Genomic DNA, 25,331 nt, shown 5'->3' with positions numbered 1-25,331 from the left:
AAGATGACTAAGGAGAAGATTATGGAAAACAATAAAAATTTAATTACAATATCTGAAAGTGATAATGTTGCTGTATCTCTAAAAGATTTATCTTCAGGAAGCATCTGTACTGTAAATCAAACGGAAATCACCTTATTAGATGACATTCCATTCGGTCATAAAGTTGCGCTATGTGACATTAAAGAAAATGAAAACATAATAAAATATGGTAAGCCAATTGGTCACGGAAAATCTTTCATAAAAAAAGGTGAACATATCCATACTCACAATCTAAAAACCAACCTAAATGGAGTTCTGGAGTACGAATATAAGAGAAATGATGATGTTCTAGCTAAATTCGCTACAAAGAAGAAAGCATTTTTTCATGGATATGTAAGAGCTGATGGAAAAGTAGGTATTCGTAATGAAGTATGGATAATTCCAACTGTAGGATGCGTAAATACCACAGCAAAACTCTTAGAAAAAACAGCAAACAAAAAATATGGGGACAAAATTGATGGTGTATTTGCCTATACTCATAATATGGGTTGTAGTCAATTAACGGAAGACCATGCAACAACTCAACATATTTTAAAAGGATTAATTAATAATCCAAACGCTGGTGCTGTACTTGTCCTTAGTCTTGGCTGCGAAAATAATAACTTAGATAACTTCAAGCCAATTCTTGGCGATATAGATCCTAATCGTGTGAAGTTTTTAGTAACTCAAGACGTAGAAGATGAATACGCTGCAGCAATGGAAATCATAGATGAATTAGTTGACTATGCATCCTCTATGAAACGTGAAAAGGTTTCTGCCGATAAACTTGTTCTTGGTTTTAAATGTGGTGGCTCTGATGCTTTCTCTGGAATAACTGCCAATGCACTTTGTGGACGTATTAATGATACCGTAGTTACCCATGGTGGAAGCACTATCTTAACCGAAGTTCCTGAAATGTTTGGAGCTGAGACCTTACTTATGGAAAGAGCAGTCACTGAAGAAGTTTTTAATGAAACTGTAGATTTAATTAATAATTTCAAAGGATATTTCACAAAATATAATCAAACAATATACGAAAATCCATCACCAGGAAATAAAAAAGGGGGAATATCTTCCCTTGAAGAAAAATCTCTTGGCTGCACACAAAAGGGTGGCGAGGCTCCAGTTGTTGGAGTATTAAACTACGGTGACCCTGTAGAAAAGAATGGACTTAACCTATTAATAGGACCTGGAAATGATCAAGTTTCTTGCACAAATCTAGTTGCTAGTGGAGCTCAAATGGTACTATTCACAACAGGTCGTGGAAACCCATTTGGTTCCCCAGTACCTACTGTTAAAATATCTTCTAATACTAATCTTTATAATAGAAAAAAGCATTGGATTGATTATAACGCAGGTCAACTACTAGATGGAAAAACCTTTGACGAAGTAACTGATGATTTTTTCCAATATCTATTAGACCTTGCCTCTGGAAAATTACAAACTCGTAATGAAGAATTTGGTTACAAAGAAATCTCTATCTTTAGAGATGGTGTAATTCTATAATTTATTTTTAAAATCAAATTCTTAAATGTTAAAAAGACTGTCTCAAAATCATTGTCTTATGTTTTACCTAAATGTTAAAAATGGTCTAAATATTATCAATAGCAATAATATAAGCCCACTTCCAACACTAATTTAGAACATATCCAATTTTGAGACAGTCTCTTTTTTCATAAACTTTCATAAACTTTTTTCAAAATTTTCATTCCACTATCTAAAATTGTTTAATAACATATATTTATATGTCTCTTAAATTTACCTTTACAAACAAAACACTTATCAACTATCTCAAATCCCGCCTCTTTAATGATATTATCCATATCTTCAAAGGTAACCAAAACTAATTTATCTGCAATCTTTCGTGCAGTTGTAATAATATCTGTTTGTTCCTTAACCGTAGTTGGTGTAAACACTCCATAAGGTAAATCTATAATAGCTACATCAAATTTTTCATCTATTTCCCTCATATCCCCAGTAGTTATTACATTGTCATAACCAAAAAAGTTTAAGTTGTCCTTAGCATTTTTAGCGATAGGCTTATTTATCTCAAAGCCCTTGGCATCTATCCCCATGGACATCGCATCAATAACAACTGTACCAACCCCACAACAAGGGTCTACTAATTTAAGGTGTAAATCATCTCCTACTGCTATATTAACAAGAGCTCTAGACAATCTTAATCCCAATGAGTTTGAATATGAATGTGGCTTTCTATCATGAACATGCCACTGATAGTCATTCTTTTCATATTCTCCAAATATCCACTTACCCTCTACCTTTGTTACTCCTAGTAACACCTTGGGATCATACATTTCGGATTCACCATTAATTATTAATCCAATCTCTCTTATACTTTGCAATCTGTCTTTATATTCTACGTCTCCACCTTCAAGCTTTATATAACACACCTTAAATTGTTCATAAGATATTTCATCCTCAACTATTCTTCTAACTATAGCCTCAAGAGTTTCCTCTACATACTTTACTGATATTTTTTCTTTAATAAATGGACTTCTTGACGTCTTTATATCTCTATCTGAAAATATATATTTATCTACTGCTTTCTCTTCAAATAAATATTTCATTTCCATGTCGCATATATCTTTTTCATATTTGGGATAATTAAGATTATAAAAATACTTTTTAATCATAGACTCGATTCCTTTTGCCTTCGCTTTATTTGTTTCATTATAACCTATATGATAAAGATTTTCACATTTAAATGCTTATAGTACTTATATGGTTTTGAATTCATCTCATCCCACAACACAATTTAACCTTAATTAATTCTATACACTTGTTTACTTATATATACTAATCTCCTTATATATACTAATTTAACACAAACTTATTTAACTATTTCACCTGTCCAACTATTTATTCCACCAAAATCATAGACCTGAGTATACCCTAATTCAGATAAAATCTTTGCTGCTGTGTTACTTCTATTTCCACTTCTACAATATATCAATATCTTTTTATTCTTATCTTCCAGCTTAGTTTTAGCAAGCTTTTCTAAGTCATCTACTGGTATTAAAATACTATCCTTAATATGACCACCATCATATTCCTCCTGGGTTCTAACATCTAAAATTATAATATCACTTTCATTTTCTATAATTTTATCTGCCTCAGAAGAAGAAATCTTTGTTAATACAGGCTTAGCATCTTTATTAGCTGAGCTTTCTTCCACTTCACTTGTTTCAACCTGACTTACTTTGGTCCCTTCCTTACTACCACAACCAATCAACGCTAAAGAAATAACCCCTATCATTATATATGTTATATAAGTCTTAATACCTTTTTTCATCCTCATCCACCCTTTTACATTTTATATATCTTATATTTATACTATACTATTTGCCACCACTCTTATATGACTAAATCACTTTATTCTAATATTCATGACAATTAGCTCTCTACATGACATTCACATTGAAATTTATGAATTCTTCTATTTAGCTATAACATAAGATACCCTCAAAATATATAACGTATTTTTTAGAAATTCATGTTTAAAATCCTTATAAGTATATTTATCATAATTTTAGGTAACAATAATTTCGGTAAATTATAGATAGAAAAGGAGCATAAGCATGCAAAAAAAAATTAAGTATTTAATCATATTAATAATCGCTATAGTTCTTCAAATTGTTTCTACCAGTAATACATATGCGTTACCTACTAGTAATTTAGAAACAAATACCATTCAATTCGAAGAGATTAATATTGATCAACCCATTCCTAAATTAAAAAGCACAAAACAGATTAGTACAAATCAACTATTAATTACTTACGATATGGAAGTAGATTTAACAAAAGGTATTACGCCAACTAACTATTGGATTCAAAGTGTAACTGATACTAAACCAGTAGGTATTGCAACCCTTGGTAAGGACGATAAAGTAAGCAGCAAAAATTCACTTACTTCTAATAATGTTACTATAGCACCTAAAGATTCTACAAATACAAGCTTTATTATTACTTTTAATCAACCTATTGGTAGTAGCTCAAAGTACAATTTAATTATCTGTTATATAACTGCCCCAAATGGAGAAGCTTATACCGGCGACAACGGCTCTGCCATATTTGTTGGCAAATAATAATTTGACTATAATTTAAATCAATAATTCTTACAACATAAAAGTTCAAAAGGTATTGAATCCTTCTAAAAGATTCAATACCCTTTTAACATAATAATATAAGTCCTTGTCAATCATAATTTAAAAACTATAAACTATTTTAATGTTTAATATCACTATAGGTTACAACCCTATCATTACTCCCGGTCCTAATGGTAATTTTAGAACATACCATATTATTAGTAGGGCTGTCCACCCTATAAAGAATGCTATTGAATATGGTAACATAGTTGAAATTATTGTACCTGCCCCTGATTCCTCATCATACTTTTGAGAAAATGCAACTACTAGCGCAAAATAACTCATTAAGGGAGATATTATATTTGTTGTTGAATCTCCAATTCTATAAGCCATTTGTGTAAATGCCGGCGAATATCCTAATTCTATTAACATAGGAACAAATATTGGAGCCATTATACCCCATTTAGCTGAAGCTGATCCCATAAATATATTAATAAACGCTGCTACTAATATAAATCCTATTATTAGGGGAATCCCAGTTAATCCTACATTCTTTAAAAAATCTGCACCCTTTACTGCAATTACAGTACCTAATTTTGTATAAGTAAAATATTGGACAAATTGAGCTGCGAAGAATACTAATACTATATATCCTCCCATAGTTGCCATGCTCTTTCCCATCAAATCTACAACCTTACTACTATTTTTAACACTACCGCAGCCATAACCATAAGCCACTCCTGGTACTAGGAATAGTAAAGCTATTATAACTACTATAGAATCCATAAATGGTGACTTAAGTATATTTCCATTCTCCGGATTTCTTAATATTCCATTAGTTGGCACTACTAAAAGTCCTATTAAAACTATAGATACTAATAAAGCAATTCCGGCAAATTTCAAACCTCTTTTTTCATCAGCAGAAACTTCTAATAACTTTTCTGATTGTTTTCCTTTGTACTTCCCTAATCTAGGTTCTACTATGCGTTCAGTAACGATAGTACCTAATATTGTTATTATTATTACAGATGCTGCAATAAAGTACCAGTTGTCCGTAATTCCAACAACTATTGGATTACTTGATAATTTTGCTGCCTCTGTTGTGATCCCTGAAAGTAATGCATCAGTAGGTCCTACCATAAAGTTAGCACTATAACCACCTGACACACCTGCAAATGCTGCAGCTATACCGGCGAGTGGGTGCCTACCAAAGCTCATAAATATTACTGCTCCCAATGGTATTAACACTACATAACCCGCATCTGATGCTATACTAGACATTACACCAGCAAATACTACAACTAATGTTATTAATCTTTTTGGGGTGCTAGTAACTAGTTTAGTTAAACATGCACCTATAAGGCCTGTCCCTTCTGCAACCCCAACACCTAGTAATGCAACTAGAACTGTTCCTAATGGTGCAAAGCTTGTAAAGTTTTTTACTGTAGAAGTAAACATATATCTAATCCCTTCTGGATTTAGCAAGCTTACTACATTTGCGGTTATTTCTTTTATTTCATTTGTTGCTCCATCAAGGCCAGTATATGTTACTGATACATCCATTGATGCTAATACATGCGATAAAACTGCTATTATTGCAGCTAAAATAACAAATATTATAGCTGGATGTGGTAATGCATTACCAATTTTCTCAACACTGCCTAAGAAACCTTTTCTTCTTTCGTTTTTCATCCCTCTTCCTCCTGCACATTTCTAATTTTTCTGCTTTTTTCGACAAATTTAATATGTAATGTCTATTTTACAATTATATGAACAAAATTTCAACAACTTTATTAACAAAAATTCAATAATATGAATTTATTAAATATAATTTATTAAATAATATATCATAAAATTAAAAATAATTCATTATTTTAAAATAATACAAACATTTTCTAATCAATATAAAGAATACTAAATATGTAACGATAAGTACTAATATGTAACATATTTAATTTATATTTTAGTTACATTGATTATTGATTTATCACTCAAACAGTTCCAACTTTAGATTAATTCTAGCTTGGATGTTAAAAGAGGCTATATGAATCCCCCTTCATATAGCCTCTTTATTTTTTAATCTTCTTGCCTACAATACTTTTCTTAGTTCTTTTATTGAATATTCTTTTATTATACGTTCCTTATTAGGTGCAATTATTATTACCTCTGCACTATCTTCATTAGTTCTAAAAATTTTCCCTTTTATTTTTTGACCTATAACACTTACTGATGTTCCTTTTTCTAATTCCTTAATGTACCCTTCATTGCAACATGGACATGTGTCACCACTTTTAATTATAGCCTTGCAATTTACACAATAGAAAAATTTGTTCATAAATATCGCCCCCTTGAATTAATTTCATTTCTTATTATGTATAATAATATTCTCTATACTATACAAATAATTACAATAACTCAAAATTTATATTTTCTTATTTCAAGGGTTATTATTTCTTATTACTTGAACTTAGTGGAAAAGTCATTTTTTATACAATAAACTATCTCCAAGTTGATTGCTAAATTTTATAAAAGAATCCCAAATCCCTTTCAAATTAATCTGTAAATCCTTTATTTCTCCACTTGCCCTTTTTAAAGAAAATCACAGTAATAATTGCCCCAAGTGTCCAAGAAACAAGTAATGAAATAAATGTAGATTCTGGTCTTCCTGTAGGATAGGCGGCACTTCTTGTTAAGTAAGCAATTCCATAGGCAAAAGGCACACGTAAAACCACAGTTGTTATTAACGAAATCCACATAGGTGTCATTGTATCTCCTGCACCCCTCATAACTCCCGATAAACTCTGTGTCACTGCCATTGCAATATATCCTATTGCAAGAATACGCATCATACTCATACTCAAGTCAACTAATTCTGAAGTATCAGTAAAAATCCCCATAAGATATTTACCAAAAATCAAAAGCAAAATTGTTATTACTGTGGAAACCACCACTGCAATTGTAGTTCCATCTTTAGTTCCCTTTTCAACTCTATCCATCTTTTTAGCTCCAATGTTCTGCCCAGTATAAGTTGTCATTGCCATACCAAAAGTAAAATTAGGCATCATAGCAAACCCATCTACACGCATAACAATCACGTTACAAGCAATTACCATCTCACCAAAACTATTAGTCAGCGATTGTACAACAATCATTGCAACTGAAAATATTGCTTGTGTAAACCCTGATGGTAATCCAAGTTTTATAAGTCTAATAGAATACTCCTTTGTTGGCTTTAACATTTGAAGGTTAAAATCAAAAACATTTTTCATTTTTGTTAACTTAATTATACAAAGAACTGCTGATACTCCTTGTGCGATAATAGTTGCTAAAGCAACTCCTGGAACTCCCATATTAAGGCCTGCCACAAACCAAATATCTAGTCCTACATTTAACACTGTGGCTATTAATAAAAATACTAGTGCCGATACTGAGTCACCAAGCCCTCTAAGAACGCCTGCCAAAATATTATAGTAAGCAAATCCTGCAATCCCTACATAGTAAATAACAAGATATTCGGAGCACCATTCTATTATAGAGTTCGGCGTATTAAGAAAAATAAGTAATGGCCGCGTAACAATAGGACCTATAACCATAATCACTATAGATGCAATAGCTGTAAGCGTTATACAAATCCCAATAGTATGAGAAAGTTTTTCCCTATCCTTTGCTCCAAAATACTGAGATACCATAATTCCTGCCCCTGTTGAAATTCCAACAAAGAGTACAAGCAAAAGATTTAATATTGGAGAAGCACTACCAACTGCTGCAAGCGCATTGTCTCCTATATATTTACCTACAATAATAGAATCAGCCGTATTATAAAATTGTTGTGCAATATTTCCAATAAGCATTGGAATTGAAAACTCTACAATTCGTTTCCATGGTGTCCCCTCTGTCATATCCTTTGGTGAAAAAAGTCTCGAAATTTTCTCCATATCCCTACCCCCTAGTAATGTCTATACCTTTTAACTAACTCTAGCACTCTCCTCGTCTAATCCTAAATCAAATGACAACTGCTTTGCAAATTCTTTTACAAGCTGCTGCTTGTCCTCCCAAAACTTTTTACCTTTATCGGTAACCATTGGATTAACCGTTAATGTGTCATATGAGTAATTAATAATGTGGTTATATGTATTTTTAAATGATTGTATTCTCTCAGAACCTTCCACCATGCAATCCCATACTACAGATAAGGCTCCAGTTTCATCTAACAAATCAGCTTCCATCAATACAATTAACTCTAGTGGCGTATCTCCAACTGTCATTAATTCTTTATTAGAATGATTTCGCACTAAATATGTAACTAAATTTATAAAGTCAGTACTAAAAGTATTTTCTTTTAAGTATTTTTCACATATAGTAGCACTATTTTCTGCATGATCTAAATTGTTAAAATTAAGAGCATACCCTACGTCGTGAAATACAGCAGATACTAACACCGCTTCCTTATTAATGAAATCTTCACCTTCAATAAGTCTCTCAACCCACATAAACACACGTTGAATATGTTCAGACCGTTTTCTAAAAGATATTTGCCTACTTTCACCATTAGTTATTTCAGCCTCATGTGTTATAAGATAATCTCTTACGAATTTAAACATTTTATTATACATAGCTATTTACCTACCTTTCTTTAATCGCTTGGAATATTTTAATTATTCAAACTCTTTAATATTTCCACATATTAATCTCTTTTCCTTTAAATTTATCCTTTATATATGTTTTTATTATATTTTCACCAGTTATATATCATCACTCTAAACTTACAAATGTAAAAATATAAGTTCTACAACCTATGTTTACAATATACTTGCTCAACATACCAAAAGGAATGAATTATCTCTAATTCATTCCTTTTAATTTCACTTAGTGTATAAATACATTTCTATACTTAATTAACTTAACTATAAGAATTATACAGCTTATTCCAAGGAATAACGCCAAATTTACGAATATAAGAAACATAGTTGGCGAAACATCTACTGCATTTGCTAAATTTCCACTACCTATTATATTAACCCCATATCGCAGCCATATGCTAGATAAGCTTACTGAAAGCGGTACTATACCTAAACTTAAATAAAGTCCTGCTTTCCTTCTTCCTTTTAAAGCTTTAATTCCCATATAAATTGGAATTAAAAATATTACTGGAAATATAAACCCAAAATATTGAGGCGATAGTGCTATAAATAACCCACTTACTACTGTAAACCACATGGCAACATTATAAGCCATCTTAACTTCACCCTCTTTAGTTAATTGCATTATTTATTAACCTCCTTTTTATATCTTAATATCTTAGTCATCGAAATTGCTGCTGTTCCTAATATCACACACCAAGTAATAAGCATAAATGTAAGTGAACTGCCTTCCATAATTCTACCTCCTACTTCTTAATTAAGATCTTATTACCCTTAATTTCTTCACCATAGATATTCTTAATACTTCTATAGGTTCCAATAAATCCAATGATAAATACAGTTAATATAACTAATCTTGCACTATTAACCCATGGTACTAAAGTTGGTAATTTTTCTACAAAACTCGGTATCGCCTTAAAGTATCCAGCTATTATATAATCTCTAGTTGATCCTATAAGAACTACTATAAGCATAATTGGAGTTACAAATTTAATCATTACATTAAATATCCATTTAGGTACCTTCCAATAAGCGCCCCTATTTACTTCATCTAAGAAATTATCCTTCATAAACCAACCCGTTACTATTATTTCAATTAATCCAACTACAACCAGTAAATAAGTACCTACCCAGTTATCAATCTCTGTGAAATAAGCAAGAGCGTCAGTTTGAGTTAAAATCGGCTCTAATCCTACCGGAAGTCCAACTAAGATATACAGTCCAAATACTAGCATAGATGCTTTCTTTCTAGACATTTTCACATCTTCTGTAAAGATTGAAACAAGATAGTTGTACATTGCTATAGCAGAGGTAAATCCAGCAAAAAATAGTAATAAGAACCATAATGTACCTATTATTCTTCCACCACTCATTACCTTAAATATATTAGGTAACGCTATAAAAGAAAGTCCTACTCCAGCTCCTATTCCATCATTTCCCAGAAACGCATAAGCTATAGGAATCGCTATTGTTCCGCCAAGAATTACTTCGGCAAATTCATTTAAAGAAACGCATGCAATTGCAGTTGTTACTATATCCTCATCCTGTTTAACGTAAGAAGCATAGTTTTGAACAATCCCCATACCAATTGATAGCGTAAAGAAAATCTGTCCACAGGCAGCTAATACAGACTTAAAGCTTAATTGATCCCATCTTGGAGTCCATAAGTAATTAAGACCTCCTATAGCTGACCAATCCGGATTAACTGGTGCACCTAGTGTAAACACCTTAAACATTAATATAAATCCAAATATATAAAGTAATGGCATCATAAGTTTTGCCCAAGCTTCTATTCCTTTTTGTATTCCTCTTGTTACCGCAAAAGCTAAGAACCCTAGAGATAGTATCCAAAATGTAAATACATACACTGGATTTTGAATGTACTCTACAAAGAATTTACCACCTTGTATTGCAGGATCCATGTAAGCTCCCGTGGCTGTTAAGAAGCTGTAGCCTAGAGTCCATCCAATAATATGATTGTAGTAAGAATTAACAAGTACTGTTACCCCAATAACAAAGGCACCTACTATAGACCCTATTATAAGTGCTTTTTTAGGTCTAAGCTTTTCTCTTGTTTGCAAATAAATCATATAGCCTAATGTTCCATGTCCGTACTTACCACCATATCTTCCTTGCATCCACTCTACCAATATTAGAGGAATACCCACTATTAAAAGTGCTGCGATGTAAGGAATCATGAATGCTCCTCCACCATTTGATGCTGCCTGATAAGGGAATCTCCAGAAGTTCCCAAGCCCAACAGCATTACCTGCCATAGCTAAAATAAGTCCAAATTTCGAACCCCAATTTTCCCTTTGAGGTTCATTGGTTTTTACTGATAAATCTTTTCCCATTCTACTGCTCCATACCCAACCATTATTCATGATGCATATGAAACTTACCCCCTTTCCTAATAAAATATTTATATTTAAATAATTAAATATCAATAGAAAATATAAATTAATGGAGCAATGGATTGTTAAATTTTAATAACTCATTAAAGTTTAATAAGAAACCTTAAATAATAAGATTACTTTATGAACTATTTATTAATATATGTATATTGCATACTTTTATTTTTATGTAATATTTTCACATTTAGTATGATTAGTTTAATTTTTAACTATATTCTTATCAGAAAATTCATTTTTAGAGTATTTTGTATATTAATTTATATTTTTCTAACTAGTCTCTAAATATCTTTATCATGCTTCATTCATTTAAACCATTTATCTAATATTTTATTAACAATCATTCACACTAAAAAAACGTACCTATAGCATTTAACTATTGATACGTTTTTTTGCATTATATCTTTAATTTTTAATTTTCTTGATTGTATTTAATATTTCTGAATGCATAACACATTTCCTTTGAACTTAAATTTTCTACCTAATTCCTCTAACCTTCTTGTATTTTTCTTTAAGTGAATTTGGTGTTTCGCTACCTTCAAATGATAACGCTCCCGTACCACCATTCATATTACCAACATCCCAGCTTCTGATTCCTGGAATAACATCAATTTCCCTAGCTACAAGTTCATCTGGTCTTCCTATCGCACCTGCAAGCATCATTGCTTCTTGTTTTGTATAATTTTCCTTCTGCTTACTTTTATCAACTAATATTTCTGGAACATAGGTGTTATATAGCATACTTCTATAGTCAGAAGTGCTAATATTCATATAGTTATCTTCTGCAAAAAACACTACAGATCCATAATATAAATAAACTGCTTCCTTGTAAGATACTCTCTTTAACCTTACAGGATCGCCACTATCATAAACACCATTTCCTTGCTTAAATTTCACATTATTTTCATCTTCTATTTCATATTCATAATTTACTGTATCGCCCTTATCATCTTTAGAAAATACTTTTAATATATTATTAGCCTCCTCGTACTCATAGTTAGATATTACACTTCCATAAGCATCACCTATACCAAAGTTAAATCCCATAGCAGTATTCTCTTTCGTATTAAGTCTGTGAATATAATCATCAAATTCACCACTAGCAATCCAATATCCATCAACCATTGAATATATATCTTCTTTTTTCACTCTTTCTGGCCAAGCAAAATCAATTAGATTTTTTCTCATAAATTCTTTATTTAAAATGTCCTGATCTATTAAATCACTATATAACTTAAATCTAATTAGAAAATCTAGCTTCGCCGAAACATCTATATCCACATTATCTAAAGGATTTAAACTTTGTTTATCTCCATTAAAATCAAAAGCTGCCTTAGCTGATAAATCCATATTACCATCTAAATGAGGTCCAACCTCAAAACCTATCAAATCTATATTTCCCAAGTATCCCCTTGTCTTAATAGGTAACCCAAGATTTGCAATTCCTTTTCCAGTCCCCTCTACATTTAATACATTAGAAGGATTTATATCTTCTTCATTATCTTTTTCATCTTTTAAAAATGGGTGAGGATAATTTTTACCTTTAATATCAACTTTATCATCACCAGTATTTATATCTATAAATGACTCATGATTAAAATCTATTCCCATATCTAATGTTATAGTACCGTTAACATCTATATATACAGTTATTCCAGCACCTAATAAAATTGGCTTAACATCTCCAACACCAATTTTAACGCCACCTAATTGATATGCTATATATGCAATAGGAATTCTAGTATCATTACCAAGTTTTATATCTGTAAAATCAAATTTAGTATTTGCCGTTACATCAGAAACAACATTCATACTTCTCTCTTTTACACTTCCATCATTTAATGATAATTTCATATCTATAAATAAGTCACTCAGGGTTACATTGCCACTTAATTTACCAACTTTCATATCATAATTATCAAAGGATAAAGCTAATTCATTTATGTATGATTTATACTTCTCACTAGATTCAAAAGAATATTTAAGCTTTACATTATTGCCTAAATCAAATTCTCCTTTACTAGGATCAAATCCACCAATTCTCCCTTTCATTCTTTCAATGTTATCTCCAACTTGCACATAATCTAGCCTAACGTCTTTATCCATTTTAGATGTATCAATATCGATAGCATTAAAGACTTCTTCCAATTCTGGCATAGCAACTTCTACAGTACTTGCACTAGCATCTACACTATTAACCTTTCCGATAAACCCACTATATAAAGAATCTTCAATATTATAGCTTGGCTCTAAATAAAATATATCACCATTTTTCAATTCTTTCATTGAACTAGCAATTTCTTTTTTGAAATAAATCACTACATTGCCACTATCTCCTTGAATTGCTCCCTCTATCTCCTTATGCGTCTTAATAGCATGTTTGCCAGATATAACAATAATGTTTTCCTTTAACTCAGCCTGCCCTGCCACTGCTTCTGTTAAAGGTTTATTCATTCCACCCTTATTTCCACCACCGTTAACGACAAATACCCCTGTGGCTACAATGATAATTCCTATAAGTCCAATTAAAAAACCTATCTTCTTCTTGTTGTTCATTTTATGTCCTCCTAATAAGTAAAATAGCTAAAAAAATTAAAACTAGTATTAGTCAAATTTTCCTTAGCTATTTTATAACAACACCTTATTAAAGTCAATTTTACTTACCTGTTTTAGTTGTTTAATTTTATTTGTTTTATAATTATTTTACTCCATAATATAAAATTTAAGCAAAGGTTAACCCTCTTATCTCTAATATCATATTATCCACTATATACACCTCAAGATTTTTTTAATTTAAGCTATGTCTTAAATAAGTGTGATAAGGACTTCATATTATTACTAAAACATAGCCTTAAATTTTTTTAACACCTAATTCTACAATTGAAAATTTTTAGATTCCTAAACCATTATCTATTATCCTTAATGCTATCATTGACTACAGATTTAGTGGCTTTAATTAATGGGAATATACCACTCAGCACACTTACCCCTATCATTAATATAATTAATAAAACCAAATTTAACCAACTCATTGGTAATTCCGAATAAAGTACTTTATAGAATGATAAGCTCAATATAAATGCTACAGCATTCCCTACCGCTGCAACTAATATGAGAGATCCATAAACTACTGAGCCTATATTCCAACTATCCCAGCCCAAGGTACTTAATATAACTATTTCTCTTTTTCTATTTTCTACTATAGAAGAAAATCTATCAAATGTAGTGAATATTATAAGCGCAAAAGCTCCTATTGTTAGTATTAAGCTCATCTCTCCTGTAGATAAATTAACTTGATTTCCTAATGCTGTATTTCCAATATTATTTCTTGTAGCCTGAAGAGACATATAAGTAAATATTCCCAAACCTCCACTTAAAGCTATTTGAGCCATTGTAAGGATATATCTACCTTTATTTCTAATAACTTCATTAACTACCATCCTATTGACAGTCTTATTAAACATATTTCCATTTGAACTATGAGTCTTACTTTTAGCAACAAGGGCATATATATATGAAACTACTACAACTAATATATTCCCTATAATTAAAGTCCCCGTTACTATTTCTACTAAAAATTTAATTTCATATCTAGACGTTAACATTACAGTAGTAATTACAACTAATAAAGTTGAAATTAGTGATGCTATAAAGCTTTCACCAGCAATTACCTTAGCAATTTGTTTATTATCCCATCCAATATTTTTTAATACTATTATTTCATTGCTTCTAGTTCCTAGATAAGAACTTATTCTATTTATTACAAATAAGACTCCACATATTACAAAAAGAACTACCAATATAAACCCTATGGCATCCCATGAGTTTGTTATCTTTAACGCTGTACCTAACGTAACCCATCTTTGAAGAATTTTGCCTAATCCATCTACTCCATCTATCCCTTCTACTGTTGTAACTATATTTTGTGTTGAGCTACCTGCTACCACATCTACATGATGGCCTGTCTTCTCGTTTATCTGCATCGCTATTTGCTGTATTTTATTTTTAGCATTTTCATCATACTTATCTATATCTGCTATTCTTACCCTTACAGAATCTATGGGTTTATCTCCTTTTATAAGTGTTGCCGCTTCCAATGTTGTATATCCTTGTGGTACTGATGATGCTAATGATCCTGGAACACTAGTTGGATATATCTTTTTATTATCCACTTTATTCCCCTTACTGTCTTCTACTTGTTTTAAATAACTGTCTCCATATATACCTAGCGGACTACCATTTAATTTAATTTCATCGCTATTATACATCTTTTCTCCATCAAAAGTTCCTATGGTGTCAAATTTAAAAGTAGATTCTCCTCTTTCTACTACTTCCTTAACATTACTACCATGCTCCTCTAAATTTCTAAATATAAGTAAATTATTCTTAGCATCTTTAGATTTAAGACTTATTTCTTTTTCATTTTTACTATATTCTAGTGGTGTTGATGTATAATACTTTGTACCTTGATAAACTTCCTCTCCCGTTTTACCCTTTTCTACTGTCCAATTATTTTCAGGATCTACTATTAAATTAACCTGATTAAACGGACTTAAATATTCTGTCAAATCTATATTTTTACTTCCTGACTCTAATACCTTTATATTTGAAATCTCATTGTACGTTGATTCTTTCTTATCTAAATATGGATTATTACTCGTATTGTTAAAATCTATACCAACCGTATCATAATTCTCCATCTGTTCTAAATCTCCCAGGTTATTTTCCAATAACTTGCTTCCCTCATGCCTATTAATATCTAACTTATCTAACTTTACATTTATATTAAATGGATACGTAGCTGAAGTATTTCTTATGATAGGAATTTTGTTTGTCTTTATTTTTAAATCACTAGATTCGAAGGTTTCTGTATCCTCCTTTATTGTATTATTCTCCATATTTAAATACTGTCCCTCAGCTATATATTTATCGAGTCCTACAAGCTTTGACTCTTCTTTCGGGTCTATAGCTACTAGCATAGACCACAATCTTGGCATTGAAATTTCATACCCAAAATGCTTTCCTTTATAAAAGATAGCATCATACTCATCTACCCCTTTACCATAAAAAACATTGCTTGTTTTTCCATAAGGGTAAGCTGCCTTCAAATTTACTCCGTAACTTAAACAATATGGTAATATTGGGTCTATTCCTTGTGCATTACTTTTAACTTCAATAGTACCATTTTCTCTTAACTCTGTTGAAAGAACCACTTTTTCTTGATTCTTTTCTACTCTTTCTTTTGTTGCTATATTCTTTCTAATAGTTGGTATAGCATACATTTCCCCACTTTCTACTAAGTAGTCCTTAATACCATCGGAAGTCTTATATTCCATAGATATTTTATATCCACTATCATCTCTTGGTAATACAATAGATAACCCACTATTAGCATCTGCAAAATATCCTAATGTAGCCACAGGTGCTACTACTTCTATCCCTGGAATACCTTTAATAGTCTCATAATCCTCTAATGATATTCCACCATTACCTCCATGAGCATAAATTTCCTCTATAAGCTTACCTTCTTTTTCTATTTCTGTTATAGAACCTTCTGGTCTTACTAATATATCATATTGTCCCCTGCCATATTTACTAATATCTTCCGTTACAATTGCCTTCGAAGTATATAATGAGGCTATTCCTACCGGTATGCAACTGAATATTGTAAATATTCCCACTATCATGAATATAAAACTTCCTTTATATTTCCGTATGGACTTAAATATATAGTTCAACATTTTAATTCACCTCTGTTTTAGTTATTTTACCATCCCGCAGGTATATTACTTTTTTAGCTTTCTGTGAAACCTCAGCATCATGTGTTGCCATTATAATTGTATATCCCTCTTTATTTAGATTTATAAATATATTCATAATGTCATCTCTAAACTTACTATCCAAATTTCCTGTTGGTTCATCTGCTATTATAATCTTTGGTGAATTTATAAGAGCTCTCGATATAGCTAATCTTTGCTGCTCTCCACCTGACATCTGTGATGGCAAATGCTTTATTCTATTTTCAAGACCAACACTTGTCAAAAGTTCTTCTCCTCTTTTTTTCAAGTCAAAGTCATTTTTATAAGGTATTAAGGGTAGTATTACATTCTCTATAGCTGTTAAATGTGCTAATAAATTAAAGGATTGGAATACATGTCCAATATCTTCTCTTTTAACTTTACTAATTTCCTTTTTAGATAATGTTTTAACATTTTTGTCTCCTATAACTAATTCCCCTTCTGTCAGTTCATCCATACATCCTAAGATATTTAGTAATGTTGATTTACCCGACCCTGAAGGTCCCATTATAGCTATAAAATCTCCTTTGCTTATGCTTAACTCATCAATGTCTAATGCTACAATTTCTACTTCACCTAAACTGTACTTCTTTTTAAGATTTTTTCCATGTATCATAATTTTCCCCCCATATTATATTTTTAACATATGTATTATATTTAAGTTTCTTCACTAAAGCTATTCTAGCAGCCATTTGTATCTAAGCTACATAATGTGTACGTTTACTAAAACTTATATATTATACATTCTCAGCAACTATTATTTTCAAATATTCAGCTACCTACCATAAGTGTAAAATATATACATAGAAATTTCAACCCGTTTTGTTAATAATGGTTGATCAAACAGAATAAAAAACCTAATTTAAAAATATAGCAAACCCATCTGAACAGTTAAATAACTTCTCAGATGGGTTTATTTTAATATAGATTTATTGCTCCCTACCCTAGTTGTTTTTCTAATGGATGACTTTGCCGTCCCATGTCTCTTTTAAATAAATCAATTGAATTTATCCTACCCTTCTAGTTAAATCCTTTTGGCAAAAGCTTGCTTCATAAACAACCATTGTGGCTGCCACCCCTACATTTAAGGAATCTGCCCCTCCGAACATGGGTATTATTACCCTTTCACATTCATGTTCATTCCAAACCTCTGAAATACCACGTATTTCATTTCCTGCAATAATAGCAATTCTTCCTTTATAATCAACATTATAGTAACTTTTACTAGCCTTTAAATCAGTAATAATAATTTTAAATCCATTTCTTTTAAGCCACATTATAATTTCTGTTATATCGCTATTTATAACTGGCAACATAAAACTAGATCCCATGCTTGATTTTATTAGTTTTTGGTTTGTTTTTTTTACTTTACTATTACATATAATTACGCCATCTCCACCAGCACCATCAATTGACCTTATGATTGTCCCAATATTCCCTGGTTTCTCTAACCCCTCAAGTATTACTAGTAAATTATTCTCCTTCAGTTCTATATCATCAAGGTTATGCTGTGGAAAACTACATAACATGAAAAATCCTTCTTCACCATCTCTACTACTCAATCTACTACATAAATTGCTTGATATTAGATAAGAGTCATCTGCTGCAGAAACAATAAGTCGAACCATATCAAGCATATCTTTATTTTTAATAAACTCTGGGCAAAACACAAAATTTCTTATTCTTAAATTACTTTTCATTATTTTTTCATATGCCCATAATCCCTCTATAACAAATAAATTTTCATCATCAACCTTTTTATTTTTTATTAAATTATTTATTATTCCTACTGAAGTTTCCTTACTTCCAACAAGCCTTAAATTGGAAAATTCTCTATACGTTTGTTCAAAATCTAACTCCATTTTAACTATGACTCCTTTCTTCGCACTTAAATTACAAAAATTACGAAATCAGTTGATTACCAAATTTTCTTCTACCTTATAGGTTTATCAATCTATTAAATCCACTAATGCAATAAATCATCATTCTAAATTTGCATCCTAAAATATAAATGTCATTAATCAATGATTTCATATTTATAGGGTTTATCATAATATTTATTTTAATATATCCATGTACTAAGATAATATATAAAAAACGATTCTATATTATTCTTTATATACAAAAAACTACCACTGATTATTACAGTGGTAGTTTTTTATGCTTATTTTTTGTATATACAATTTTTTTAATACTATCAATAGAAAGAAAAAATTCTTCTGCCAACTCTAAGATTGTATTTCCATTTTTATGCTTATTGAATATCTCTTCATTTCTATTCTTTATATAATCTCTAGTACCAGATTTTTCTCCCCATTTTTTCCGTGTTATATTTTCAGACGGAATATATACATATTCACCCTGAATATATTTTTGAATTTCCCTTAATAAACTATCCGGTAAAATTGTTTCTGCCTTTACATATCCCATAAAGCTCAGCTCCTTTAATTTACAATCTAAATTAAAGAGACAAAGCCTGCATATGTATAACATTCAATTATAAAGACGACTTTACTTATTACCTCTGTGCAAATTGTCGCCACATGTCATACTTACAGACCTTGCACAGAGTATTTTGAGTTGCTCACTCGATTCGAGTTCAAATCTCATATATCATTTCACCCCCAATAAGTTCTTATATTGTATATAATACCAATCCCTGTATAAATTTTCAACAAACTCTACAGCATACTAATTCAATTAGTTCTTTTTCCCTATATTAATTCTGTCCTCTACCGGTTGCTACTGGAAGAATTTTTACTCATATATCAAAAGAACTTCTAGTTAATCTCCTACGCCAAAATCAGTATTCTCAAATAGCACTTCAACTTTTTCCACTGACTCCAAAAATCTATATTCCTTTCCAAACCATTTAATCAACTCTCCATCTCTTTTTATTTTAGTGGTATTCTCTGTAAAAATATTTATAGTACTATAGTCGAAATGTTCTAGAACTATAGCAATATCCTCTTTAATCATATCTTTGCTTTGTCCTTCTATTCCAACCATCAAGCATACTGATGAAAAGTATTCTTTTACCTCTTTATAATCCTTAAACTTAGCATTCTTATTTAAAAATAGATTTCTAAAGTCATTATTAAAACTTTCTACACCTATTTTAAAAATAATTTCTACACCAAAGAAATCTCTCATTTCTTGTAATCTGTTTCTATAACACCAATGACTTTCTAAAAATAATTTCTTTATATTTTTTTCTTTTACTACTCCTCTTATATACTCTAGTGTTTCCTTTGGCAATTCAAAGCAGCTCCCCGAATTTATTACCTCTAGAACTCCATAAACGCCTTTTACATTATCTAAAACCTCTATATTAACTTCATTTATTTCAGATGTATCAATTGAATTATCTTCTATATAATCACAAAATGTACACTTTCCCCAGATGCATGGCAAAGCTTTTAGTAACACTATTTCTCTTTTATTTTTTCCTGTTATTATATTATATCTATCCATATTATTCATTCACACCAACTTTACTTTTAATATTTAATGGCAGCATTTTTATAACTGTAAATACCGCACCAAAGCTAATAGCTTTATCAAATAAATCCGTAAAAATCTGAGTAGAAAAAACTGCTGTAACAATACTCATTCCAGAATTCTTAAGTATTGCAACTAAAATACTTGAACCCGAAGAGGTTACTCCCTCAAAGACAAAAGAGGCAATAACCGATGCTATTGCAGAACCTAATACAGTAACTGCTATTATTGATAAAATTGATTTAAATCCATTAAACTTCCTATCTTTAAATAATATTCCGGTACTGATTCCAACAACTAATTGCACTGGCGCAAAATATAATGATACTGGATCAAAGGTCATAGCATTAACAAGTGAAGATAGCCCTCCAACGGTGGCTCCACTTATTGGCCCAAATAATATTGACACTAAAATAGTTCCCATGGTGTCAATATAAATTGGAAGCTTCAATGATAATGCAATAAATCCTCCCACTAAATTTATAGCTATTGCTAACCCCATAAATATAACTCTTTTATTATTTTTACTATCCATAATTTTATTACTCCCCCTTTAATTTAATCCATATTTACTATTATCCAAAATTGATAAAATATCTTTTTTGTGATTAGGAAAAATCCTAGTCAAAAACATTTCCATAAATACTTTTGAGTTAACTTCACTTAACACTAAACAATTTGGTTTTTCTCTATAAAAATCTCCTTCATCTACTAAAGACATTCCTATTGCCTTACCCTCAGTTACTATATCAACATAATATTCTTTACCTGAGCATAATTCTGGGTTAATGAAATAAGCTATGGCTAATGGGTCATTTATAACACATCCCAAGGTTCTTTCTTGGGCCCAATGAAAATCCACATAAAATCTAATAATTTTTACTATAAACTCACCTAAGGGCTCATTAAATTGCTTAATCATTTCTATATAGTTTGGCGTTAAAATGCACTGTCTAGTGACATCAAGACCAACCATAGTAATTTTCCGCTTTAATTCTTTAAATACTATTTCTGCCCCATGGGGGTCAACCCAGAAATTAAACTCAGCAACCTGTGAGCAATTACCAAAACTCTTGAAAGCGCCTCCCATAAGAACTAATTCTTTCATATTTCTCATAGTATTTTTATCCTTCTCTAGTCCCCTTGCTATATTTGTCAATGGACCTAATGCGATAATTGTAATATCTTCATTACTTAATGTTTCTAAAATAAAATCTATTGCTCCCTCTTTATATGTTACTTCCTCTACCTTAGGTAAAAAGCTTTCTCCTAATCCATCACAACCATGAGTATCTTCTGCTGTAATAAGCTCTCTCTTTAAAGGATCACAACAACCAATATAAACTGGTATATCTAATCTATTTAGCTCTTTTAAAATCTTTAATGCATTTTCTGCTCCTTTTTTACCATGTACATTTCCTGATGTTATCGTTATTCCTACAACCTCTAGCTCCTCTGATTTTAAAGCTAGCATTATTGCCAAAGCGTCATCAATTCCTGGATCACAGTCTATTATTACTTTCTTTTTAATCATGTAATCATCTCCTTCTACTTCAATAAGTTTATTTGATGTCTAGCCTCTATAACCCCTCATCTTCTTTAAGTGGAAGATAACTTCGGACACTTACCCTAAATAAGTTCTTCTACCATTCATATAGAGTTTGGTATTCCTTTTGGGCATGCTCTATCTGAATATAAGAATCACTTGATATTTAAAGTAATAAAAAATACCCTGAGAATCATCTCAAGGTATCAAAATACTTATAGACTTAATTTGCATATATAAATTTATTTAGAGTATTGTGTTTAAAAACTATATACACTAAACAAATGTAAAATCAAATTAAGAATAAAAAAAGTCGCACTAAGGGTATAGTACGACCATAAAGTCTTTTTGCCCTAGTTTTTTATAGAGGGATGGTTACGAACCTCTCCCACAGAAATCTGTGGATTTTATTAAATTATAATTATTATATTATCACGATTTGCTCCTTATGGCAATTAAGCATTTCATCATACCTCATATTATTCACTACTATAAATGAATTTGTTAAAGTAATTATTTGATAAATTTATAGTGCTATAGAGATCCTTCATAATATTATCCATGGAAATATTTTCTTCTATTGAAACTATTTAAATTTAGCCGATACTCCTATCCCCTTTTCCAAAGTTCCAAAACTATATCCTTGTGCCCTTAAATAATTTATTATTTCTTGCAATGACTCTGCCGTTGTTGTCTTTGGAGCTGAATCATGCATCAAAATTATAGGAGTTTTCTTTCCTGTACATCCACTTTTCACATTACTTATTATTGATTCTTTATCTGCTGTTGGTTTGCTTGCATCACCTGAACTTACATTCCAATCAAAATAATCATATCCACTATTAACAACACTATTAACTAACCTACCCATTAAAGCTGATCCACCATATTGATAACTTACTGTATTATTTGAGCCACCTGGAAATCTTATAATATCTGGCTTACTTATTCCTAATGATGCTAAATAATTATTTAATTGATTTACACTATTAAAAAAACCATCTTCTAAAGAATATACTTCACTATAATTATGAGAATAAGTATGATTCCCAATTTTATGCCCTTCATTAACCATTCTTAGATAGGTACTTTCAAAACCAATATGACCATTCACAAAAAAAGTTGCTTTTATTTTATTTGCAGCTAATATATCTAAAATCTTTTGTGTATTAGCTGATGGGCCATCATCAAATGTCAAATATGCAACTCTATCGCTCCCTCCAGTCGTAGAAGGCTTAGTCCTATTGGCTATTAACTTTTTTTCTACTTCTTCTTCCTTTGCTTTTAATTCTATTTCCTTTTGCTTTAGTTCTTCCTCTTTATCTTTCAACTCCTTATCTTTATTTGCAATCTCTTTTTCTTTAACTTTAGCCTCGCCCTTCAACTTATCTAAATCGCCCTTATCCTTATTTAAGACTTCTCTCTCTACATTTAGTTTCTCTTTATCTTTAGCTACAACAGCTTCTCTTTGAATTATATCCCTATCTCTGTTGTTAATATTTTCAAGTTTATAATAGAACATCCAACTGGAAATGGATATAATACAGCAGAGTATTAGCATCAGTACAGTATACCTCTTTTTACTAATGTACAGTTTACTCACCCCTTAACATAACTAAATATTCCTTATATATCTATGATTGATTATGTTGAGAGTATACGATATATTGAAAATAAATTTTCAATACTTGTTTTAATTTTCACTCTAATAATTTTGAGCTTCAACTTAAATATAAAAAACCCACCTGAGATATTAAATAATCTCTCAGATGGGTTTGTCTATATATTTGGCATCTTTTAAAAATAAATAAGTCAGTATGTTAGAATATTTGACTTGTCATTCATTTTAATATTCCTTATTTCTCCTTCGGGTTCATAAGGAATAATCCAATTCCCATAATTACAGCAAAAACAATTAAATAGTATACAACTGCCGTTCCATGCGCATAACATGCAGCAATAATCATAAATATACATGCACATACTGCAAGAGCTGGAGCAACAAAACGTTTGAACACCCCAAGTTCCTTCTCATTTTTCATCATCATGATAAATATAGGAATATACATTGCATATATAGTTACAATTGGGAGTTCTGAACTATCAAAGCTAAATACACCAAACCAGCTTGTTGTTAAGTTAGCTCCATAGAAATAAACTAGCCATGCACAACTAAATAATAAACCTATAATTGCTGAATTTGTTGGCATATCGGTATTTACATCTACTGATTTAAATATCTTCGAACTTGGTCCCATATTACGAGCCGCTATAGAATACATACCTCTTGTACATCCAAGCATTAATCCATTAAGCGTCCCTAAACAAGATATAATAACAAATACAAATAGAATTGAACCTCCAGCACTTGAAAATACTCTTGAGAATGCAATTTTAGCCCCAGTTTCTCCACCAGACATCATAACACTATTTTCAACAGTACCAGCGAGTCCTACATAGTAAAGAATATATATAACTACTATAAATACTGTTCCAAATGTTAAAGCTAAAGGAAGATTTTTCTTTGCATCCCTTAATTCAGCATTAATACTAGTAGCAATAATCCAACCTTCATATGCAAAGGCAGTAGCTACAACCGCTGTAAATAGCGGATTTCCAGCAACTTCTACAATTGCGCCACCAGTGAAATTGTCAACAAGTATTCCATTGCTAACTCCAGCAATAGTACCAATGACAGCCATTAATACTAATGGTATTAACTTAATTATTGTGGAAGAAACCTGAAGTTTTCCTGCAAGTTTTGGAGAAAGAGCATTGATTGCATAACTTCCTATAAGATAAAATCCAGCAATAACCATAGCTTCTGCTCCAGCAATTTCCCATCCTATCAAAACACATGTATATCTAGCTGCTACCCATGCAAGAACACCTGTTAGAGATGGATAATATATAGTCGTCATAAACCAACCTATAAAGTATCCGTACTTTGACCCCAAAGCTATTTCAGCATAGTCTACAACCCCATTAACTTTTTCATATCTTGTAGCCATAATAGAAAACACGTAAGCGCATATGACCATAATCATACCACCAATAACCCATGCTAAAATTCCGATTGGAAGATCTCCACCTGTTGCTGTTAAAACTTTCTCAGCTTTAAAAAACACACCGCTACCTATTACAATTCCTATAACCATGGCAATGGCCATAGCTAAACCATATTTCTTTTCAAGACCTTTTTCCATTAACTCTACCTCCTATCGCAAAATTCTACATAAAACTCGTATTTAATACAGAATTATATCATAGGGGTACAATCATTCAAAGTAAATTTCTAATGTTTTTTAATT

Annotated in this window: 20 protein-coding genes and 1 riboswitch; of the genes, 2 read left to right on the top strand and 18 right to left on the bottom strand. The window is 31.0% G+C overall.

Going from position 1 to position 25,331, the window contains the following annotated elements; genetic code table 11:
• Positions 1–21 precede the first annotated feature (21 nt).
• Positions 22–1,524 carry an altronate dehydratase family protein gene (locus tag RSA29_RS07725; protein ID WP_346943459.1) on the top strand — a complete coding sequence of 501 codons (1,503 nt, stop codon included), beginning with the start codon at positions 22–24 and terminating at the stop codon, positions 1,522–1,524.
• Positions 1,525–1,745: 221 nt separating this feature from the next.
• Here the strand turns inward: RSA29_RS07725 and RSA29_RS07720 are convergent, their stop codons facing one another.
• Entirely contained in the window at positions 1,746–2,672 is a 927-nt protein-coding gene (locus RSA29_RS07720) for an SAM-dependent methyltransferase (RefSeq protein ID WP_346943458.1), read from the bottom strand.
• Between the two features lie 197 nt (positions 2,673–2,869).
• The gene (locus RSA29_RS07715) at positions 2,870–3,331 is read right to left on the bottom strand and encodes a rhodanese-like domain-containing protein (protein WP_346943457.1); all 462 of its coding nucleotides are present in this window, start codon (positions 3,329–3,331) and stop codon (positions 2,870–2,872) included.
• 490 nt (positions 3,332–3,821) lie between these two features.
• Between RSA29_RS07715 and RSA29_RS07710 the strand changes: the two genes are divergently transcribed.
• The gene (locus RSA29_RS07710; protein ID WP_346943456.1) at positions 3,822–4,124 is read left to right on the top strand and encodes a hypothetical protein; all 303 of its coding nucleotides are present in this window, start codon (positions 3,822–3,824) and stop codon (positions 4,122–4,124) included.
• Between the two features lie 162 nt (positions 4,125–4,286).
• Here the strand turns inward: RSA29_RS07710 and RSA29_RS07705 are convergent, their stop codons facing one another.
• The 16 genes from RSA29_RS07705 to RSA29_RS07630 all read right to left on the bottom strand — a co-directional run bounded on the left by RSA29_RS07705 (position 4,287) and on the right by RSA29_RS07630 (position 25,226).
• Entirely contained in the window at positions 4,287–5,816 is a 1,530-nt protein-coding gene (locus RSA29_RS07705) for an AbgT family transporter (RefSeq protein ID WP_346943455.1), read from the bottom strand.
• Between the two features lie 397 nt (positions 5,817–6,213).
• The gene (locus RSA29_RS07700) at positions 6,214–6,459 is read right to left on the bottom strand and encodes a hypothetical protein (RefSeq protein WP_346943454.1); all 246 of its coding nucleotides are present in this window, start codon (positions 6,457–6,459) and stop codon (positions 6,214–6,216) included.
• Positions 6,460–6,676: 217 nt separating this feature from the next.
• Positions 6,677–8,059: an MATE family efflux transporter gene (locus RSA29_RS07695; RefSeq protein WP_346943453.1), complete on the bottom strand. Its 1,383-nt coding sequence runs from the start codon at positions 8,057–8,059 to the stop codon at positions 6,677–6,679.
• A 30-nt stretch (positions 8,060–8,089) separates the two neighbouring features.
• Entirely contained in the window at positions 8,090–8,725 is a 636-nt protein-coding gene (locus RSA29_RS07690) for an HD domain-containing protein (RefSeq protein ID WP_346943452.1), read from the bottom strand.
• Between the two features lie 265 nt (positions 8,726–8,990).
• Positions 8,991–9,389: a hypothetical protein gene (locus RSA29_RS07685; protein ID WP_346943451.1), complete on the bottom strand. Its 399-nt coding sequence runs from the start codon at positions 9,387–9,389 to the stop codon at positions 8,991–8,993.
• Positions 9,390–9,510: 121 nt separating this feature from the next.
• Positions 9,511–11,148 (bottom strand): sodium-dependent transporter, encoded by a 1,638-nt coding sequence (locus RSA29_RS07680; RefSeq protein ID WP_346943450.1) that lies wholly within the window; start codon positions 11,146–11,148, stop codon positions 9,511–9,513.
• 504 nt (positions 11,149–11,652) lie between these two features.
• Positions 11,653–13,731, bottom strand: coding sequence for a hypothetical protein (locus tag RSA29_RS07675; RefSeq protein WP_346943449.1), 2,079 nt, complete (start codon positions 13,729–13,731; stop codon positions 11,653–11,655).
• Between the two features lie 350 nt (positions 13,732–14,081).
• Positions 14,082–16,916, bottom strand: a complete 2,835-nt coding sequence (locus RSA29_RS07670) for an FtsX-like permease family protein (protein ID WP_346943448.1) — start codon at positions 16,914–16,916, stop codon at positions 14,082–14,084.
• 1 nt (position 16,917) lies between these two features.
• Entirely contained in the window at positions 16,918–17,589 is a 672-nt protein-coding gene (locus RSA29_RS07665) for an ABC transporter ATP-binding protein (protein WP_346943447.1), read from the bottom strand.
• A 391-nt stretch (positions 17,590–17,980) separates the two neighbouring features.
• Entirely contained in the window at positions 17,981–18,835 is an 855-nt protein-coding gene (locus RSA29_RS07660; protein ID WP_346943446.1) for an RNA methyltransferase, read from the bottom strand.
• Positions 18,836–19,115: 280 nt separating this feature from the next.
• The gene (locus RSA29_RS07655) at positions 19,116–19,466 is read right to left on the bottom strand and encodes a CD3324 family protein (protein ID WP_346943445.1); all 351 of its coding nucleotides are present in this window, start codon (positions 19,464–19,466) and stop codon (positions 19,116–19,118) included.
• A 291-nt stretch (positions 19,467–19,757) separates the two neighbouring features.
• A complete protein-coding gene (locus tag RSA29_RS07650) occupies positions 19,758–20,447 on the bottom strand; it encodes a radical SAM protein (RefSeq protein ID WP_346943444.1) in 690 nt (229 codons plus the stop codon).
• A 1-nt stretch (position 20,448) separates the two neighbouring features.
• Positions 20,449–21,009, bottom strand: a complete 561-nt coding sequence (locus RSA29_RS07645; RefSeq protein ID WP_346943443.1) for an ECF transporter S component — start codon at positions 21,007–21,009, stop codon at positions 20,449–20,451.
• 18 nt (positions 21,010–21,027) lie between these two features.
• Positions 21,028–22,008, bottom strand: a complete 981-nt coding sequence (locus RSA29_RS07640) for a nucleoside hydrolase (RefSeq protein WP_346943442.1) — start codon at positions 22,006–22,008, stop codon at positions 21,028–21,030.
• Positions 22,009–22,367: 359 nt separating this feature from the next.
• Positions 22,368–22,412, bottom strand: a riboswitch (PreQ1 riboswitch).
• Between the two features lie 194 nt (positions 22,413–22,606).
• Positions 22,607–23,542 (bottom strand): polysaccharide deacetylase family protein, encoded by a 936-nt coding sequence (locus RSA29_RS07635; RefSeq protein ID WP_346943441.1) that lies wholly within the window; start codon positions 23,540–23,542, stop codon positions 22,607–22,609.
• Positions 23,543–23,876: 334 nt separating this feature from the next.
• Positions 23,877–25,226, bottom strand: a complete 1,350-nt coding sequence (locus tag RSA29_RS07630) for an APC family permease (RefSeq protein ID WP_346943440.1) — start codon at positions 25,224–25,226, stop codon at positions 23,877–23,879.
• Positions 25,227–25,331: the final 105 nt, after the last annotated feature.

It is taken from the genome of Clostridium sp. (genome assembly GCF_036660475.1).
In the GTDB taxonomy this organism is placed as follows: domain Bacteria; phylum Bacillota; class Clostridia; order Clostridiales; family Clostridiaceae; genus Clostridium_J.
Note: the sequence above shows the minus strand (reverse complement) of the source record. Positions and strands in the feature narration are given on the sequence as shown.

What these genes read in the sequence shown, in the direction of transcription:
- RSA29_RS07715 (WP_346943457.1), bottom strand. Translation starts at nt 3,331, where the DNA reads ATGAAAAAAGGTATTAAGACTTATATAACATATATAATGATAGGGGTT.
- RSA29_RS07675 (WP_346943449.1), bottom strand. Translation starts at nt 13,731, where the DNA reads ATGAACAACAAGAAGAAGATAGGTTTTTTAATTGGACTTATAGGAATT.
- RSA29_RS07685 (WP_346943451.1), bottom strand. Translation starts at nt 9,389, where the DNA reads ATGCAATTAACTAAAGAGGGTGAAGTTAAGATGGCTTATAATGTTGCC.
- RSA29_RS07720 (WP_346943458.1), bottom strand. Translation starts at nt 2,672, where the DNA reads ATGATTAAAAAGTATTTTTATAATCTTAATTATCCCAAATATGAAAAA.
- RSA29_RS07640 (WP_346943442.1), bottom strand. Translation starts at nt 22,008, where the DNA reads ATGATTAAAAAGAAAGTAATAATAGACTGTGATCCAGGAATTGATGAC.
- RSA29_RS07700 (WP_346943454.1), bottom strand. Translation starts at nt 6,459, where the DNA reads ATGAACAAATTTTTCTATTGTGTAAATTGCAAGGCTATAATTAAAAGT.
- RSA29_RS07710 (WP_346943456.1), top strand. Translation starts at nt 3,822, where the DNA reads ATGGAAGTAGATTTAACAAAAGGTATTACGCCAACTAACTATTGGATT.
- RSA29_RS07695 (WP_346943453.1), bottom strand. Translation starts at nt 8,059, where the DNA reads ATGGAGAAAATTTCGAGACTTTTTTCACCAAAGGATATGACAGAGGGG.
- RSA29_RS07670 (WP_346943448.1), bottom strand. Translation starts at nt 16,916, where the DNA reads ATGTTGAACTATATATTTAAGTCCATACGGAAATATAAAGGAAGTTTT.
- RSA29_RS07630 (WP_346943440.1), bottom strand. Translation starts at nt 25,226, where the DNA reads ATGGAAAAAGGTCTTGAAAAGAAATATGGTTTAGCTATGGCCATTGCC.
- RSA29_RS07665 (WP_346943447.1), bottom strand. Translation starts at nt 17,589, where the DNA reads ATGATACATGGAAAAAATCTTAAAAAGAAGTACAGTTTAGGTGAAGTA.
- RSA29_RS07705 (WP_346943455.1), bottom strand. Translation starts at nt 5,816, where the DNA reads ATGAAAAACGAAAGAAGAAAAGGTTTCTTAGGCAGTGTTGAGAAAATT.
- RSA29_RS07655 (WP_346943445.1), bottom strand. Translation starts at nt 19,466, where the DNA reads ATGTTATACATATGCAGGCTTTGTCTCTTTAATTTAGATTGTAAATTA.
- RSA29_RS07690 (WP_346943452.1), bottom strand. Translation starts at nt 8,725, where the DNA reads ATGTTTAAATTCGTAAGAGATTATCTTATAACACATGAGGCTGAAATA.
- RSA29_RS07725 (WP_346943459.1), top strand. Translation starts at nt 22, where the DNA reads ATGGAAAACAATAAAAATTTAATTACAATATCTGAAAGTGATAATGTT.
- RSA29_RS07635 (WP_346943441.1), bottom strand. Translation starts at nt 23,542, where the DNA reads ATGTTCTATTATAAACTTGAAAATATTAACAACAGAGATAGGGATATA.
- RSA29_RS07680 (WP_346943450.1), bottom strand. Translation starts at nt 11,148, where the DNA reads ATGAATAATGGTTGGGTATGGAGCAGTAGAATGGGAAAAGATTTATCA.
- RSA29_RS07650 (WP_346943444.1), bottom strand. Translation starts at nt 20,447, where the DNA reads ATGGATAGATATAATATAATAACAGGAAAAAATAAAAGAGAAATAGTG.
- RSA29_RS07660 (WP_346943446.1), bottom strand. Translation starts at nt 18,835, where the DNA reads ATGGAGTTAGATTTTGAACAAACGTATAGAGAATTTTCCAATTTAAGG.
- RSA29_RS07645 (WP_346943443.1), bottom strand. Translation starts at nt 21,009, where the DNA reads ATGGATAGTAAAAATAATAAAAGAGTTATATTTATGGGGTTAGCAATA.